Annotated in this window: 17 protein-coding genes; 11 read left to right on the plus strand and 6 right to left on the minus strand. The window is 76.4% G+C overall.

Features of this window, described 5'->3' with window-relative positions; genetic code table 11:
- The first annotated feature begins 58 nt into the window (after positions 1-58).
- Genes JOD57_RS13230 through allB form a run of 7 tightly spaced genes read left to right on the plus strand, consistent with a single transcriptional unit; the run spans position 59 to position 5816 of the window.
- Positions 59-361 carry an urease subunit gamma gene (locus JOD57_RS13230; protein ID WP_204692444.1) on the plus strand — a complete coding sequence of 101 codons (303 nt, stop codon included), beginning with the start codon at positions 59-61 and terminating at the stop codon, positions 359-361.
- The gene (locus JOD57_RS13235; RefSeq protein WP_204692445.1) at positions 358-660 is read left to right on the plus strand and encodes an urease subunit beta; all 303 of its coding nucleotides are present in this window, start codon (positions 358-360) and stop codon (positions 658-660) included. The genes JOD57_RS13230 and JOD57_RS13235 overlap by 4 nt, the downstream gene beginning before the upstream one ends.
- Positions 660-2381 (plus strand): urease subunit alpha, encoded by a 1722-nt coding sequence (locus tag JOD57_RS13240; protein WP_204692446.1) that lies wholly within the window; start codon positions 660-662, stop codon positions 2379-2381. Before JOD57_RS13235 ends, JOD57_RS13240 begins: the two co-directional genes overlap by 1 nt.
- On the plus strand, positions 2381-3115 hold the full coding sequence (locus JOD57_RS13245) for an urease accessory protein UreF (RefSeq protein ID WP_204692447.1): 735 nt from the start codon (positions 2381-2383) through the stop codon (positions 3113-3115). The genes JOD57_RS13240 and JOD57_RS13245 overlap by 1 nt, the downstream gene beginning before the upstream one ends.
- A gap of 18 nt (positions 3116-3133) precedes the next feature.
- Positions 3134-3811, plus strand: coding sequence for an urease accessory protein UreG (gene ureG, locus JOD57_RS13250; protein ID WP_204692448.1), 678 nt, complete (start codon positions 3134-3136; stop codon positions 3809-3811).
- Positions 3808-4491, plus strand: a complete 684-nt coding sequence (locus tag JOD57_RS26305) for an urease accessory protein UreD (RefSeq protein ID WP_204692449.1) — start codon at positions 3808-3810, stop codon at positions 4489-4491. Before ureG ends, JOD57_RS26305 begins: the two co-directional genes overlap by 4 nt.
- Entirely contained in the window at positions 4488-5816 is a 1329-nt protein-coding gene (allB, locus tag JOD57_RS13260; RefSeq protein ID WP_204692450.1) for an allantoinase AllB, read from the plus strand. Before JOD57_RS26305 ends, allB begins: the two co-directional genes overlap by 4 nt.
- 1 nt (position 5817) lies before the next feature.
- Here allB and JOD57_RS13265 read toward each other — a convergent pair whose 3' ends face one another.
- Positions 5818-5973, minus strand: coding sequence for a hypothetical protein (locus tag JOD57_RS13265; protein WP_204692451.1), 156 nt, complete (start codon positions 5971-5973; stop codon positions 5818-5820).
- Positions 5974-6054: 81 nt separating this feature from the next.
- Here JOD57_RS13265 and alc point away from each other — a divergent pair, with 81 nt between their 5' ends.
- Together alc and JOD57_RS13275 are read left to right on the plus strand one after the other, a co-directional pair.
- Positions 6055-7065, plus strand: a complete 1011-nt coding sequence (alc, locus tag JOD57_RS13270; protein WP_204692452.1) for an allantoicase — start codon at positions 6055-6057, stop codon at positions 7063-7065.
- Positions 7066-7074: 9 nt separating this feature from the next.
- The gene (locus tag JOD57_RS13275) at positions 7075-7827 is read left to right on the plus strand and encodes an SDR family NAD(P)-dependent oxidoreductase (RefSeq protein WP_204692453.1); all 753 of its coding nucleotides are present in this window, start codon (positions 7075-7077) and stop codon (positions 7825-7827) included.
- A gap of 39 nt (positions 7828-7866) precedes the next feature.
- On the opposite strand, the gene JOD57_RS13280 is transcribed toward JOD57_RS13275, so the two are convergent.
- Positions 7867-8169: a helix-turn-helix domain-containing protein gene (locus JOD57_RS13280; protein ID WP_204692454.1), complete on the minus strand. Its 303-nt coding sequence runs from the start codon at positions 8167-8169 to the stop codon at positions 7867-7869.
- A 63-nt stretch (positions 8170-8232) separates the two neighbouring features.
- On the opposite strand from JOD57_RS13280, the gene map reads away from it, so the two are divergent.
- Positions 8233-9027, plus strand: a complete 795-nt coding sequence (map, locus tag JOD57_RS13285; RefSeq protein WP_204692455.1) for a type I methionyl aminopeptidase — start codon at positions 8233-8235, stop codon at positions 9025-9027.
- Positions 9028-9078: 51 nt separating this feature from the next.
- Here the strand turns inward: map and pucD are convergent, their stop codons facing one another.
- From pucD to JOD57_RS13300, 3 genes are read right to left on the minus strand one after another with little or no spacing between them, the layout of a single operon-like run.
- Positions 9079-11478: a xanthine dehydrogenase subunit D gene (gene pucD / locus JOD57_RS13290; RefSeq protein ID WP_204692456.1), complete on the minus strand. Its 2400-nt coding sequence runs from the start codon at positions 11476-11478 to the stop codon at positions 9079-9081.
- Entirely contained in the window at positions 11475-11969 is a 495-nt protein-coding gene (locus JOD57_RS13295) for a (2Fe-2S)-binding protein (RefSeq protein ID WP_204692457.1), read from the minus strand. Before JOD57_RS13295 ends, pucD begins: the two co-directional genes overlap by 4 nt.
- A 1-nt stretch (position 11970) precedes the next feature.
- A complete protein-coding gene (locus tag JOD57_RS13300; protein ID WP_204692458.1) occupies positions 11971-12846 on the minus strand; it encodes an FAD binding domain-containing protein in 876 nt (291 codons plus the stop codon).
- A gap of 157 nt (positions 12847-13003) precedes the next feature.
- Here JOD57_RS13300 and JOD57_RS13305 point away from each other — a divergent pair, with 157 nt between their 5' ends.
- Positions 13004-14437, plus strand: coding sequence for an 8-oxoguanine deaminase (locus JOD57_RS13305; protein ID WP_204692459.1), 1434 nt, complete (start codon positions 13004-13006; stop codon positions 14435-14437).
- On the opposite strand, the gene egtE is transcribed toward JOD57_RS13305, so the two are convergent.
- A complete protein-coding gene (egtE, locus tag JOD57_RS13310; protein WP_204692460.1) occupies positions 14434-15564 on the minus strand; it encodes an ergothioneine biosynthesis PLP-dependent enzyme EgtE in 1131 nt (376 codons plus the stop codon). The genes JOD57_RS13305 and egtE overlap by 4 nt on opposite strands.
- Positions 15565-15574: the final 10 nt, after the last annotated feature.

Consider the following 15574-nt stretch of genomic DNA (forward strand, 5'->3'; position numbering starts at 1 on the left):
GGCCCGGACACATCCGGCGGTTAGCGTCCGGGCTCGGCCGACCCCCGGAGGACCCCGCGTGCACCTCTCCCCGCACGAGCAGGAACGCCTGCTGCTCTCCTACGCCGCCGAGCTGGCCCGCCGGCGGCGCACGCGGGGGTTGCGGCTCAACCTCCCGGAGGCGACGGCGATCGTCACCGACCACGTCCTCGAGGGCGCGCGCGACGGCGTCCCGGTGGCCGAGCTGATGCAGTCCGGCCGCACGGTCCTCACCCGCGACGACGTGATGGACGGCGTCCCCGAGCTGCTGGGGGAGGTGCAGGTGGAGGCGACCTTCCCGGACGGGACCAAGCTGGTCACGGTCCACCAGCCCATCCCGTGACCCCCGGCGAGGTCATCCCGGGCGACGGGGTCATCGAGACGCTGGAGGGCGCGCCGCGGGTCGAGCTCGAGGTGACCAACACCGGCGACCGGCCGGTGCAGGTCGGCTCCCACTTCCACTTCGCGCAGACCAACCGGGCGCTGCACTTCGACCGGGCGGCCGCGCACGGGCACCGGCTCGACGTCGCCGCCGGCACCGCCGTCCGCTTCGAGCCGGGCATCACCCGCACCGTGACGCTGGTGCCGCTGGCCGGCGCGCGCGTCGTCCCCGGTCTGACCGCCGAGGGGGGACTCTCCTAGTGGTCCGGCTGTCCCGCGAGCGCTACGCCCAGCTCTACGGCCCGACGACGGGCGACCGGGTCCGGCTGGCCGACACCGACCTGCTGATCGAGGTCGAGGAGGACCGCTGCGGCGGCCCGGGCCGCGCCGGCGAGGAGGCGGTGTTCGGCGGCGGCAAGGTCATCCGCGAGTCGATGGGCCAGGGCCGCGCCACCCGCGCCGAGGGCGCGCCCGACCTGGTGATCACCGGCGCCGTCGTCCTCGACCACTGGGGGGTCGTGAAGGCCGACGTCGGCGTCCGCGACGGACGGGTCGTCGCGCTGGGCAAGGCCGGCAACCCCGACACGATGGACGGCGTCCACCCGGACCTGGTCATCGGCCCCGGCACCGAGGTGATGGCCGGCAACGGGAAGGTCGTCACCGCCGGCGGCATCGACTGCCACGTGCACTTCATCTGCCCGCAGATCGTGCCGACGGCGCTGGGCTCGGGCGTCACCACGCTCATCGGCGGCGGCACCGGCCCCGCCGAGGGGTCCAAGGCCACCACGATCACCCCGGGCGACTGGCACCTGGCCCGGATGCTCGAGGCGATGGACCCGTGGCCGGTGAACGTGGCGCTGCTGGGCAAGGGCAACACGGTCTCGCAGGAGTCGATGGAGGAGCAGCTGCGCGGCGGCGCCAGCGGGTTCAAGCTGCACGAGGACTGGGGCTCCACGCCCGCGGCGATCGACGCCTGCCTGACGGTGGCCGGGCGCAACGGCGTCCCGGTGGCGCTGCACTCCGACACCCTCAACGAGGCCGGCTTCGTCGAGGACACCCTCGCCGCCATCGCCGGGCGGAGCATCCACGCGTACCACACCGAGGGGGCCGGGGGCGGTCACGCGCCGGACGTCATCACCGTCGCCGGGCACCCGAACGTGCTCCCGAGCAGCACCAACCCGACCCGGCCGCACACGGTCAACACCCTCGACGAGCACCTCGACATGCTCATGGTCTGCCACCACCTGGACTCCTCCGTGCCGGAGGACCTCGCCTTCGCCGAGAGCCGGATCCGGCCGACGACGATCGCCGCGGAGGACCTGCTGCACGACCTCGGCGCCATCTCGATGATCGGCTCCGACGCGCAGGCGATGGGCCGCGTGGGCGAGGTCGTGCTGCGCACCTGGCAGACGGCGCACGTGATGAAGCGCAAGCGCGGGTCACTGGCCGGGGACGGCGCGGCGGACAACCTGCGGGCCCGCCGCTACGTCGCCAAGTACACGATCTGCCCGGCCGTGGCGCACGGGATCGACGGCGAGGTCGGCTCGGTGGAGCCGGGAAAGCTCGCCGACCTGGTGCTGTGGGACCCGCGGTTCTTCGGCGTCCGGCCGCACGCGGTGCTCAAGGGCGGGATGGTCGCCTGGGCGCAGATGGGCGACGCCAACGCCTCCATCCCCACCCCGCAGCCGCAGCTGCCGCGGCCGATGTTCGGCGCGTACGGTCGCGTCCCCGCGCGGACCTCGCTGCACTTCGTCGCGCCGGTGGCGCTCGAGGCGGGGCTGGGCGACCGGCTGGCGGTCGACCGGCGGCTGGCCGCGGTCACCGACACCACCCGGCTGACCAAGGCGGACATGCCGCAGAACACCGCGCTGCCGGAGATCCGCGTCGACCCGGACACCTTCACGGTGACCGTGGACGGCGAGGTGTGGGAGCCCGAGCCGGTGCGCGAGCTGCCGATGGCGCAGCGGTACTTCCTCTTCTGATGACCGCCGCACTCCTCACGCTGGCCGACTCGCGGCTGCCGGCCGGCGGGCACACGCACTCCGGCGGGGTGGAGCAGGCGATCGCGGCCGGGCTGGTGTCCGACCCGTCCTCGCTGGCGGGGTTCCTGCTGCGCCGGCTCACGACCTCCGGTGCCGTCGCTGCCGGTCTCGCTGCTGCCGCGACCACACTGTCGTCCTCCGGACGACACCGCGGCCACGTGCCGTCCCCTGGAGCGTGCAGCCCTGCCAGCTCCTCCTCGGGGGAGCCTCCGGCCCCCGCCTCGTCAGAGCTCGTCGCTGCGCTCGGCCACCTGGACCACGAGGCGGACGCGCGGACGCCGTCGCCGGCGCTGCGGGCGGCCTCCCGGCAGCAGGGCCGCGGGCTGGTGCGGGTGGGCCGGCGCGCCTGGCCGTCCCCGCTGTGGGACGCGCTGCCGGCCGCGCCGCACCACCCCGTCGCGCTCGGCGTCGCCGCGGCCGCCGGGGGCCTGACGCCCCGGGACGCCGCCGCGGCCGCCGCCTACCTGTCGGTCAGCGGCCCGGCGACGGCGGCCCAGCGGCTGCTCGCCATGGACCCGCTCACCGTCGCCGCCGTCACCGCGCGGCTGGCCCCCGAGGTCGACGCCGTCGCCGCGGCCGCGACCCGGGACGGACTGCCCGCCGACACCGACCCGCTCCTCGACCTCCTCGCCGAGGTGCACGCCGCACGGAAGGACCGTTTCTTCGCCTCGTGACCGTCACCGGGAGTCCTCATGCCACCTGACCACCGCCTGGACGACTACGTGGACCCGTACGAGCACGGGCACCGGCACGGTGGGCCGCTGCGCGTCGGGCTCGGCGGCCCGGTCGGCTCGGGCAAGACGGCGCTGGCCGCGGCGCTGTGCCGCACGCTGGGCGCCGAGTACGACCTCGCCGTCGTCACCAACGACATCTACACGACCGAGGACGCCGACTTCCTGCGCCGCAACGCCGTCCTCCCCGACGACCGGATCGAGGCGGTGCAGACCGGCTGCTGCCCGCACACCGCCATCCGCGACGACATCACCGCCAACCTCGACGCCGTCGAGCTGCTCGAGGCCCGCCACCCGGGACTGGAGCTGGTGTTCGTCGAGTCCGGCGGGGACAACCTGACGGCGAGCTTCAGCTACGGCCTGGTCGACGTGCAGGTGTTCGTCGTCGACGTCGCCGGCGGGGACAAGGTGCCGCGCAAGGGCGGCCCCGGGGTGACCGCCTCGGACCTGCTGGTGGTCAACAAGACCGACCTCGCGCCACTGGTGGGCGCCGACCTCGACGTCATGCGGCGCGACTCGGCGACGGTCCGCGGGGAGAAGCCGACGCTGCTCATCTCGCTGCGGGAGGACCCGGCCGCCACCGAGGTGGCCGGGTGGGTGCGCGAGCAGGTGCGGGCGCGGGCGCTGCAGCAGGCGTGATCACCCGGGTCGAGGTCGTCGCGCGGCGCGGGCCCGGCGGGCGCACCGTGCTGCCGGTGGTCCGGGCGAGCGGGCAGCTGGCGGTGCGGCGCACCGGCCCGGCGTCGGTCCACCTGGTGGCGACGGCGTTCGGCCCGCTCGGCGGCGACGACGCCGAGGTCCGGCTCGTGGTGGAGGAGGGCGCCACGCTGGCGGTGCGCTCGGTGGCCGCCGCCGTGGCGCTGCCCGCCCGCGACGGCGACCGCCCCTCGGTGCAGCGCGTCGTCGCCGAGGTGGCCGGGGGGCTCGACCTGCGCCCGGAGCCCACCGTCGTCGCGCGCGGCGCGCACCACCGGGCGGAGCTCTCGGCGACGCTCGCGGCCGGCGCCGTCCTCACCGCGAGCGAGCAGGTGCTGCTCGGCCGCAGCGGCGAGGAGCCCGGGCGCTGGACCGGCACGACGCGGGTGGTGGTCGACGGTCGGCCGCTGCTGCACACGACCGTCGGCCTCGGCCCCGGGGCGCCGGCCTGGCTGCCGCCGGTGGCGCCGCGCGCCTACGCGTCCACCGTGCACGTCGGGCAGGCTGCGGGGGTGCTGACCGGGGAGGACGCCGTCCGCCTGCCGCTGGAGGGCGGCTGGGTGGCCACCGCGTGGGGCGCCGAGCTGCACCGGGTCGTGCGGGCGGCGGAGGCGGTCGCGTGACCCTCGTCGTCCGTGCCCGGCGGGTGGTGCTGCCCGACGGCGAGCGCGCGGCCGCCGTGCACACCGCCGACGGCGTGGTCACCGCGGTCACCGGGTTCGACGACGTCCCGGCCGGCGCGGTCACCCTCGCCGACGACGAGGTGCTGCTGCCCGGCCTGGTCGACAGCCACGTGCACGTCAACGAGCCCGGCCGCACCGCGTGGGAGGGCTTCGCCACCGCCACCCGCGCCGCGGCCGCCGGCGGGATCACCACGATCGTGGACATGCCGCTGAACTCCGTCCCGGCGACCACCACGCTCGAGGCGCTGCAGGTCAAGCGGGCGGTCGCCGCCGGGCAGGTCGCCGTCGACGTGGCGTTCTGGGGCGGCGCCGTCCCCGGCAACGCCGGTGAGCTGTGGGCGATGCACGAGGCCGGCGTCGTCGGGTTCAAGTGCTTCCTGCTCGACTCCGGGGTGCCGGAGTTCCCGCCGCTGGACGACGCCGGGCTGCGCACGGCCCTGACCGAGCTGGCGTCCTTCGACGCGCTGCTCGTCGCGCACGCTGAGGACGAGGCGGTCATCGAGGCGGCGCCGGGACCGGGAGGCGCGAGCTACGCGGCGTTCCTGGCCTCGCGGCCGCCCGCGGCGGAGGAGACGGCGATCGGCCGGCTGGTCGCGGCCACGCGGGACACCGGCGCGCGCAGCCACGTCGTCCACCTGGCCGACGGCGAGGCCCTGCCGCTGCTGCGGGCGGCGCGGGCCGGCGGCGTGCGGATCACCGTGGAGACCTGCCCGCACTACCTGACCTTCGCCGCCGAGGACGTGCCCGACGGCGACACCGCGTTCAAGTGCTGCCCGCCGATCCGCGAGGCGGCGCACCGCGAGGCGCTGTGGGCCGCGCTGGAGGCCGGGGACGGCGGCCGGCCCGTGATCGACATGGTGGTCAGCGACCACTCGCCGTGCACGCCGGAGCTCAAGCGGCTCGACGTCGGCGACTTCGGGTTGGCCTGGGGCGGCATCGCGGGACTGCAGGTCGCGCTGCCGGCGGTGTGGACCGGCGCGCGGGCGCGCGGGATCGGGCTGGTGGACCTGACCCGCTGGATGTCCGCGGCGCCGGCGCGGCTGGCCGGGCTGCCGGGCAAGGGTGCGATCGCCGTCGGGAAGGACGCCGACCTGGTGGCGTTCGCGCCCGACGAGCGCTTCACGGTCGGCCGGCTCGAGCACCGCAACCCGGTGACGCCCTACGCGGGCCGCGAGCTCACCGGCGTCGTCCGGCGGACCTGGCTGGGCGGCCGGGAGGCCGACGGCAGCCCCCTCGGCCGGCTGCTGCGCCGAGGGGGCCGCTAGGTCAGCTCTGGGGTTCCTCCCGGGCGGCCTGGTCCATGATCTCCGGGTCGTCGGTGGAGCCACCGGCGGGGTCGGCGTTGCCCAGCGCGGTCTCGGCGGGCATCTGCTGCACGTGCTCGCGGGCGCGCTCGCGCAGGTCGTCAGTGGGCTCGGACACGGGTCCTCCTCGATCGGCGACGGACACCGGCTGCCCTACCCGCCCGTGCGACAGTGACCCGCGCCGACCCCGAGGAGCCCCGTGACCGACTTCCTGCGCCTGGCCGACCTGGCCGTCCGCACGCAGGGCGGCGCCGTCGTCAGCGCCAACGACGAGTCCTTCGCCGCCAAGGAGAACCTCGTGCTGCCCGGGCCGGCGCAGGCGCGCCCGGACTTCGGGCACCGCGGCAAGGAGTACGACGGCTGGGAGACCCGCCGGCGCCGCGAGCCGGGCAGCGACTGGGCGGTCGTGCGGCTCGGGATGCCCGGGGTCGTGCGCGGCGTCGTCGTCGACACCGCGTTCTTCCTCGGCAACTACCCGCTGCAGGCGTCGCTGGAGGGTGCCTCGGTGGAGGGGCACCCGCCGGCCTCGGCACTGGCGGACACCGAGTGGGTGCCGCTGCTGCCGCTCTCCCCGCTGGAGGGCGGCACGGCCAACGCCTTCCCCGTCGAGGCGGGACCGCGGGTGACCCACGTGCGGCTGAGCATCCACCCCGACGGCGGGGTGGCGCGGCTGCGGGTGCACGGCGAGGTGGTGCCCGACCCGCGGCTGCTCGACGCCGGCCCGCTCGACCTCGCGGCGCTGGAGAACGGCGGCGTGGTCACCGGCGTGAGCAACGACTTCTACGGCAGCCCGCACCAGCTCATCGGCCGCGGCGTGGCCCGGTCCATGGGCGAGGGCTGGGAGAACGCCCGCCGCCGCGACGACGGCAACGACTGGGTCGAGGTGGCGCTGGCCTGCGAGGGCGAGGTGACCCTGGCCGAGCTCGACACCTCCTACTTCCTGGGCAACGCGCCCGGTGCGGCGTCGCTGACCGGCACCACCGCCGGCGGTGCGGAGGTCGGGCTGCTGCCGCGCACGCCGCTGCAGCCCGACACCCGCCACCGCTTCCTGCTGCCCGGCGGTCCCGGCGTCACCCGGGTGCGCATGGACGTCTTCCCCGACGGCGGCATGGCCCGGCTGCGGCTGTGGGGCCGCCCGACCGGGGCCGGCCGCGCCGCGCTGCACCGGCGCTGGGAGGAGACCGCGCTCGGGTCGCGCCGGAGCGGGTAGGTCCCGTCCGTGGCGACGATCGCGATCACCGGCTCCACCGACGGCATCGGCCGCGCGGCCGCGCGGCGGCTGGTGGCCGGCGGGCACACCGTCGTCCTGCACGCCCGCACCGAGGCCCGCGGCGCGCCGGTCGCCGACGAGCTCGGCCGGCTCGGCAGCGTCCGGTTGGTCACCGGCGACCTGGCCGACCTCGACCAGGTGCGCTCGCTCGCCGGTGCACTGGGGCGGCAGGGGGACCTCGACGTGCTCGTCCACAACGCCGGCGTGTGGCCGCCGGAGGGGGCGCCGCCCAGCCGGCAGGGACACGAGCTCGCCTTCGCCGTCAACGCGCTCGCCCCGCACCTGCTCACCGCGCTGCTGCACGAGCGGGTGCGCGAGCGCCTGGTCTTCCTCGGCAGCGGCATGGTCGGCTCGGGCCGCGTCGACGCCGACGACCTCGGCAGCCCGCGCCCGCCGCGGCGCGCCTACGCCGACTCCAAGGCGCTCGACGTCGTCCTGGCGCTGGCCTGGGCCCGCCGCCTGCCCTCCCTGCGCGTGGGCGCGGTCGACCCGGGCTGGGTGCGCACCAAGCTGGCCTCACCGGGGGCGCCGGGGGACGTCGAGGACGGTGGCGGGCGGGTGGCGCGGGCCGCGGCCGGTGAGTGGGCCGGCGGCTACACCGCCGGGAGCTCCCGGGCGCGGATCCCGCGCGCGCTGGAGGACCCCGGGCTGCAGGACCGGGTGGTGGCCGCCATGGACCGTCTGGCCGGGCTCACGGGCTGAGCGCGTCCGCGCCCTCCGACGGGGCCACGGCGTCGAGCCCTACGAGACCCACCGCTCACCTGCGTGGCGAGCAGGTCCCGCGGGTCCGACCCCGCCGTCCCGCTGGTCGACCTCCGCCCACAGCGCGTCGAGGGAGAGGCCGAGGACGCCGGCGATCGCCGCGACGGTCGGGAAGGCGGGCGTGGCCACGCGCCCGGACTCGATCTTCCGGAGCGTCTCGGGGGAGACCCCCGCCTCCAGTGCGGTGTGGAGCATCGACCGCTGTCCCCGGGCACGTCGCAGGAGGGCGCCGAGGCGCCGTCCGCGTTCGACCTCGGCGGGGGTGAGCGGCAACCGGACCACGGTGCCGATTCTAGTACCGGGATAGTCTTACCGGGGTGGTCGTCGGTCGAAGGAGGATGCACGGTGATCGAGGTCTTCGACCCGACGGAGCTGCCCCGGGCGAGGGAGGCGGGTGCCCTCGTCGCCGGCATCCTGCAGACGCTGAGGAGCCGCTGCGAGGTGGGCACCGACCTGCTGGAGATCGACGCGTGGGCCCGGGCCATGATCACCGAGGCCGGAGCGCAGTCCTGCTACGTCGACTACGCGCCGTCCTTCGGGCGCGGGCGGTTCGGTCACCACGTCTGCACGTCGGTCAACGACGCCGTGCTGCACGGGCTGCCCCACCCCTACGCGCTCGCCGACGGTGACCTGCTGACGCTGGACCTCGCCGTCTCCCTGGGCGGGGTCGTCGCGGACTCCGCCATCAGCTTCGTCGTGGGGGAGTCGGCGTCCCCGGAGAGCGTCGCGCTGATCGGTGCGACGGAGCGCGCGCTGAGCGCGGGGATCGCCGCGGCCCGCCCCGGAGCCCGCATCGGGGACGTCTCCTCCGCCATCGGCGCGGTCCTCGGCGAGGCGGGGTACCGGGTCAACACCGAGTTCGGCGGTCACGGCGTCGGCTCGACGATGCACCAGGACCCGCACGTCCCGAACACCGGGCGACCCGGTCGCGGGTACCGGCTGCGCCCCGGGCTCCTGCTGGCGCTGGAGCCGTGGGTCATGGCCGACACCGCCGAGCTCGTCACCGATCCCGACGGCTGGACGCTGCGGAGCGCAACGGGCTGCCGGACCGCGCACAGCGAGCACACGATCGCCGTCACCGACGACGGGGCCGAGGTCCTCACCTCGCCGGAGCGGGCGCGGCCGTCCGCCACGCGATGACCGACGTCCCCGGTCCGGACGCCTCCCGCGACCTCGGGCGGAGGTCCGCCCTCACGTCCCCGTCAGGTGCTCCGGGCGGACCGGCACGCGGGTGAGCGGGAGGCCGGTCGCGGCGCGGATCGCGGCCAGCACCGCCGGGCCGGAGGAGATGTTGGGCGCCTCGCCGACCCCGCGCAGGCCGTAGGGGGCGTGCGGGTCGGCGCACTCCAGCACCTCGATGCGCATCGGCGGCATGTCGAGGACGGTCGGGATCAGGTAGTCGGTGAACGACGGGTTCTGCACCCGGCCGTCCCGGATCAGGATCTCCTCCATGACCGCCAGCCCGAGCCCCTGCGCGGTGCCGCCCTGGATCTGGCCGACGACCGCCTGCGGGTTGATCGCCTTGCCGACGTCCTGGGTGCAGGCCATCTCCACGACCTTGACCAGCCCGAGCTCGGTGTCGACGTCGACCACCGCCCGGTGCGCGGAGAACGCGTACTGCACGTGCGCGAAGCCCTGGCCGGTCTCGGGGTCGACCGCCTCGGTGGGGCGGTGCCGCCACTCCAGGGTCTCCTCGACCGCCTCGTCGCCGAGCACGTCGGCCAGCGGGACCGCGATGCCCTCGGCGTCGGACACCACCTCGCCGCCGTCCAGCCGCAGGTCGGCCACCGGCCGCCCGACGACGGTCCGCGCCCGCTCCAGCACCCGGGCGCGGACCGCCTCGCACGCGGCCTTGACCGCCCCGCCGGTGACGTAGGTCTGCCGGGACGCCGAGGTGGACCCGGCCGACCCGACGGAGGTGTCCTTGGGGTGCACGGTGACCTGCTCGACGCCCAGCTCGGTGCGGGCGATCTGCTGCTCGACGGTCACCAGCCCCTGGCCCACCTCGGCCGCGGCGGTGTGCACGGTCGCGACCGCCTCGCCGCCGACGACCTCCAGGCGCACCCGCGCGGTGGAGTGGTCGTCGTAGCCCTCGGAGAAGGCCACGTTCTTGTACGCGACGGCGTACCCGACGCCGCGCCGCACGCCCTCGCCGTGCGTGGTGTTGGAGACCCCACCCGGCATGTCGCGCAGGTCGACGTCGTCGCCGGTCGCGGCCTCCGGCGGCAGCGGCATGGCCTGCAGCCGGCGGAGCAGCTCGGCGACGGGGGCCGGGCTGTCGATCACCTGGCCGGTGGGGGTCGGCGACCCCTCCTCCATGGCGTTGCGGCAGCGCAGCTCGACCGGGTCCATGCCCAGCTCGGCGGCGAGCGCGTCCATCTGCGACTCGTAGGCGAACGCGGTCTGCACCGACCCGAAGCCGCGCATGGCGCCGCACGGCGGGTTGTTGGTGTAGGCGCCGTAGCAGTCGACGTGCACGTTCGGGACGACGTAGGGGCCCACGCCCATCGTGCCGCCGTTGCCCACGACCGCCGGGGTGCTGGAGGCGTAGGCCCCGCCGTCGAAGTAGATCGCCGCCCGCACGTAGACCAGGTCGCCGTCCCGGGTCGCGCCGTGCTCGTAGCGCATGGTCGCCGGGTGGCGGTGCACGTGGCCGAAGAAGGACTCCTCGCGGTTGTAGGACATCTTCACCGGCCGGCCGGTGTGCAGCGCCAGGAGGCAGGCGTGCACGTGCATCGAGAGGTCCTCGCGGCCGCCGAAGGCCCCGCCCACGCCGGCCAGGGTCAGCCGCACCCGCTCGGGCGGCAGGCCGAGGGCCGAGCAGATCTGGCGCTGGTCGACGTGCAGCCACTGGGTGGCGACGTAGAGCTCGACGCCGCCGTCCTCGGCGGGGACGGCCAGCCCGGACTCGGGGCCGAGGAACGCCTGGTCCTGCATGCCGACCTCGTACTCGCCTACCACCACGACGTCGGCGGCCGGCTCCGGGTCGCCCTTGCGGACCTTGAGGTGGCGCACCAGGTTGCCCTGCGGGTGCAGGTGGGCGCTCTCCCGGCTCAGCTCCGTGACCTCCGCCGGGGCGTCGTGCACCTGGTCCCTGGGTGGGGACGTGTCCGGGCGGTCGGGTGTCGGGTGACCCAGGGCCACACGCGCGTCGGTGACCGGCTCCCACACCTCGTAGTCGACCTGGATCCGGGAGGCGGCCAGACGGGCGGTCTCCGGGTGGTCGGCGGCGACCAGCGCGACCGGCTCGCCCTGGTAGCGGACGACGTCGACCGCGAGGACCGGCTGGTCGGCGAGCTCGAGGCCGTAGACCTTCTCGCCCGGCACGTCGTCGGAGGTGAGGACGGCGTGCACGCCGGGGACGGCCAGCGCCGCGCCGAGGTCGACGGACCGGATGCGGGCGTAGGGGTGCGGGCTGCGCAGCGTGACGCCCCAGAGCATGTCCTCCATCCACAGGTCGCTGCCGTAGGCGAACTCGCCGCGGACCTTGAGGACGCCGTCGGGGCGCTGCGCGTCGTCGCCGACCCGTCCGCCGCCCGCGCCGGTGAGGTGGGCCGGCGCCCCGCTCGGGGTGCGGGTGGGGGCGCTCACCGCCCGGCCTCGCTCATCCGGTCGGCGGCGAGCCGGACGGCGTCGAGGATCTTCTCGTAGCCGGTGCACCGGCAGAGGTTGCCGGCCAGCGCCTCGCGGATCTCGGCGTCCGCCGGCTTGCGCCCCTCGGCCAGGGAGCGGCCGACCAGGTCGTCGGTGGCCACCAGCAGCCCGGGGGTGCAGAAGCCGCACTGGACGGCGCCGGCGTCGAGGAAGGCCTGCTGCACCGGGTGCAGCTGACCGGTGTCCCCGTCGGTCAGGCCCTCGACGGTGCCGATCGCGCGGCCCTCGGCCTGTCCCGCGGCGACCAGGCAGGCGCAGACCGGCAGCCCGTCGAGGTAGACGGTGCACGAGCCGCACTCGCCCTGCTCGCAGGCGTTCTTCGACCCGGGCAGGCCCATCCGCTCGCGGAGGACGTAGAGCAGGCTCTCGCCCTCCCAGACGTCGTCCACCTGCTGCTCGGTGCCGTTGACGGTGCAGGTCAGGCGCACCTCAGGCCTCCCTCACGGAGTCGTTGCGGTAGTCGGACCAGGCCCAGGTCAGCGCGCGGCGGGCCATGACCGACAGCGCGTGGACGCGGTAGCGGGCGGTGCCGCGGACGTCGTCGATCGGTGCCGCCGCCGCGGCGACCAGCTCGCCGAAGCGGGTGGCGGTGGCGGCCGGGAGCTCGGCGCGGGAGTCCCACAGGCCGTCGAGCTCGGCGGCGAGGAACTCCTCGGCGGCGGGGGCGCGGCGCGGCGTCGGCGCGGCCGACCCGATGCCGGTGCCGACGGCCCGCCGGGCGGGGTGCAGCGCCAGCCCGAACGCGGCGACGGCGATGACCATCGCGTTGCGGGTGCCGATCTTGCTGTACTGCTGCGGGCCGCTCGGCGGGACGATCCGGACGGCGGCGATGAGCTCGTCGTCGGCCATCGCCGTGCGCTTGACGCCGGTGTAGAAGTCGGCGACCGGGATTCGGCGGCTGCCGCGGACCGACGCCACCTCGACCTCGGCGTCGGCGGCCAGCAGGGCCGGGTGCGCGTCGCCGGCCGGCGAGGCGGTGGCCAGGTTGCCGCCGACGGTGCCCCGGTTGCGGATCTGCGGCGAGCCGATGGTGCGGGCGGCCATCGCCAGGCCGGGCAGCCGGTCGCCCAGCTCGGTGATCACCCGGGCGTAGGGGACGCCGGCACCGAGCCGGACGGCGCCGTCCTCGGGACCCCACTGCCGGAGGTCCTCGACCCGGGTGAGGTCCAGGAGCCGCGCGGGCCGCAGCCGGCCGAAGTTGACCGCGACCATGACGTCGGTGCCCCCCGCGATCGCGACGGCGTCGGGGTGGGCGGCCCTGGCCTCCAGCGCCTCCGCCCACGTCGCGGGCTGCAGGAAGTGCATCGTCGCTCCTCGTCGGTGGGCCGGCCGCCGCCCCCGCCGCAGCAGCAGGTCCGCGGGGTGCCGGGGACGGTCACGGTAGCCCCGGATCGTCACGGGGAGGTTGCGCGCGCGGGTGTGGCGGCACGTGCCGTCCACCCGGCCTGGGCAGGATGCCCGCGTGGAGACGACCGCGCCCGCCGACCTGCTCGTGACCGACGCCGACCTCGTGGCCACCGTCGACGACGACCGGCGGGAGGTCGCCGGCGGCTGGGTGGCGGTGACCGGCGGCGTGGTCAGCGGGATCGGCGGACCCGGTGACCCGCGGCCGGCCGCCGTCCGCACGGTCGACGCGCGCGGCTGCCTGGTGACGCCCGGGCTGGTCAACACCCACCACCACCTCTACCAGAACCTCACCCGCTCCTTCGCCCCCGCGCTGACCGGCGGCCTGTTCGACTGGCTGGTCACCCTCTACCCGCTGTGGGCGCGGCTGGACGAGGAGGCCGCCCACGTCTCGGCGTACGTGGGCCTGACCGAGCTGGCGCTGGCCGGCTGCACCACCTCGACCGACCACCTCTACGTGCACCCGCGCGGGGCCGGCGACCTGATCGGCGCGCAGGTGCGGGCCGCCCAGGACCTGGGGGTGCGGTCGCACTTCACCCGCGGCTCGATGTCGCTGTCGGCCAAGGACGGCGGGCTGCCGCCGGACACCGTCGTCCAGGACGACGACGAGATCCTGGCCGAGTCGCAGCGGCTGGTGGCCGCCCACCACGACCGCTCGCCGACGGCGCTGACCCGCATCGCGCTGGCGCCGTGCTCGCCGTTCAGCGTGTCGACGTCGCTCATGACGCGGACGGCGGAGCTGGCCGAGCAGCTCGACGTCCGGCTGCACACCCACCTCGCCGAGACGCAGGACGAGGACGCGTTCTGCCTGGAGCGCTTCGGCCGCCGTCCGGTCGACTACCTGGCCGACGTCGGGTGGATGAGCGACCGGGTGTGGCTGGCGCACGTCGTCTGGCCCTCGCCCGACGAGGTGCGCCGGCTCGGTGCCGCGCGGGTCGGGGCGGCGCACTGCCCGTCGTCGAACATGGTGCTGGGCAGCGGGCTGGCGCCGGTGGCCGAGCTGCGGGCGGCCGGGGCGCCGGTGGGGCTGGGCGTGGACGGGTCGTCGTCGGCCGACGCCGCGTCGCTGTGGCTGGAGGCCCGCACGGCGATGCTGCAGGGCAAGCTCCGGCACGGCGCCGGGTCGTTCACCGCCCGGGACGCGCTGGAGATCGCCACCCGCGGCGGCGCGGCCTGCCTCGGGCGGACCGGCGAGATCGGGCAGCTGTCGGTCGGGGCGTGCGGCGACCTCGCCGTCTGGCCGCTGACGGGGCCGGCCTTCGCCGGCGCGCTGTCGGACCCGGTGGAGGCCTGGCTGCGGTGCGGGCCGGTGGCCGCGCGGCACACCGTCGTCGGCGGGCGGCTGGTGGTGGAGGACGGCGTCCCGGTGCACCCGGGCCTCGACGAGCAGCTCGCCGTCCACCGCCGGGTGTCGCAGCGCATCCAGCTGGAGGACCCCGCTGCCCCCCACCGCTCGCGAGCTCGCGGCGGGCCCCTGCAGCGGGGCCGTTAGAGGGCGGCGGCGAGGGCATCGAGGTCCTCGACGGTGCCGTCCAGGTGCGGCGACACCCGCAGCACCGGGCCGGTCATCTCCTCCGGCGCGCGCTCGACCCCGATCGCGGTCGTCACGATGCCGTGCTCGCCGAGCAGCCGGGCGCGGGTGGCGACGACGTCGACGCCGTCCGGCGGGCGCAGCGTGGTGGTGGCCGTCGGCTCGTCACGCGGCTCGACCACCCGCCAGCCCGCCGCGCCGTCGAGCACCTCGCGCGTGGCGCGGCCCAGCGCGGCCAGGCGGGCCCGCACCCGGTCGGGTCCGGCGGCCAGGTGCTCCCCGACGGCGAGCACCAGCCCCACCCGGCCGGCCACGTGCGCCTCGCCGCTCTCCAGCGCGCGCAGCGGCGGCAGGTCGGCCGGGCCGGGCAGCACCGGCCTCAGCTGCGCGGTCACCGACGGGCGCACGCACAGCACGCCGACGCCGCGGGGCCCGGCCAGCCACTTGCGCGAGGTCGAGTAGACGACGTCGGCGCCGAGGTCGACGTCGACGTGCCCCAGCGACTGGGCGGCGTCCAGCACCAGCGGCACGCCGTGCTCGCGGCACAGCGCGGCGACCTCCGCGGCGGGCTGGACGACGCCGCGGTGGCTGGCCACGTGCGTGAGGTGCACCAGCCGCGGCGGGTCGGTGGCCAGCAGCCGGCCCAGCGCCCCGACGTCGGCCCGGCCGTCGCCGTCCACGGCCATCGGCACCGCCTCGAGGCCGGCGTCGCGCAGCTGGGCGGCGTTGGGCGCGTACTCGCCGGGGAGGCGGGCCACCCGGGCACCGGCGGGCAGCCGCCAGGCGGCCAGCAGTGCCCCGAGCGCGGCCTGCGCCGACTCGACGAAGACGACGTCGGCGGCGGCCATCCCGACCAGGCCGCCGAGCACGCTGCGGCCCTGCTGCAGCAGGTCGCCGGCGGTCGCCTCGGCGACGTAGCCGCCGAGCTCGGCCTCGTGCCGCGCGTGGTGCGCCACGGCCTCCAGCACCCGGTTGCTCTGCCGGCTGCAAGCGGCGGTGTCCAGGTGCCGCCCGGCCGGCCGGGGGCGCGCGGCGCGCCAGGAGTCGCCGAGGTCCTCGTGGGGGAGCAGCACGTCGAGCGTGGTCACGCCCCCGACG

Origin of the sequence: Geodermatophilus bullaregiensis (genome assembly GCF_016907675.1) — a bacterium.
GTDB lineage: Bacteria > Actinomycetota > Actinomycetes > Mycobacteriales > Geodermatophilaceae > Geodermatophilus > Geodermatophilus bullaregiensis.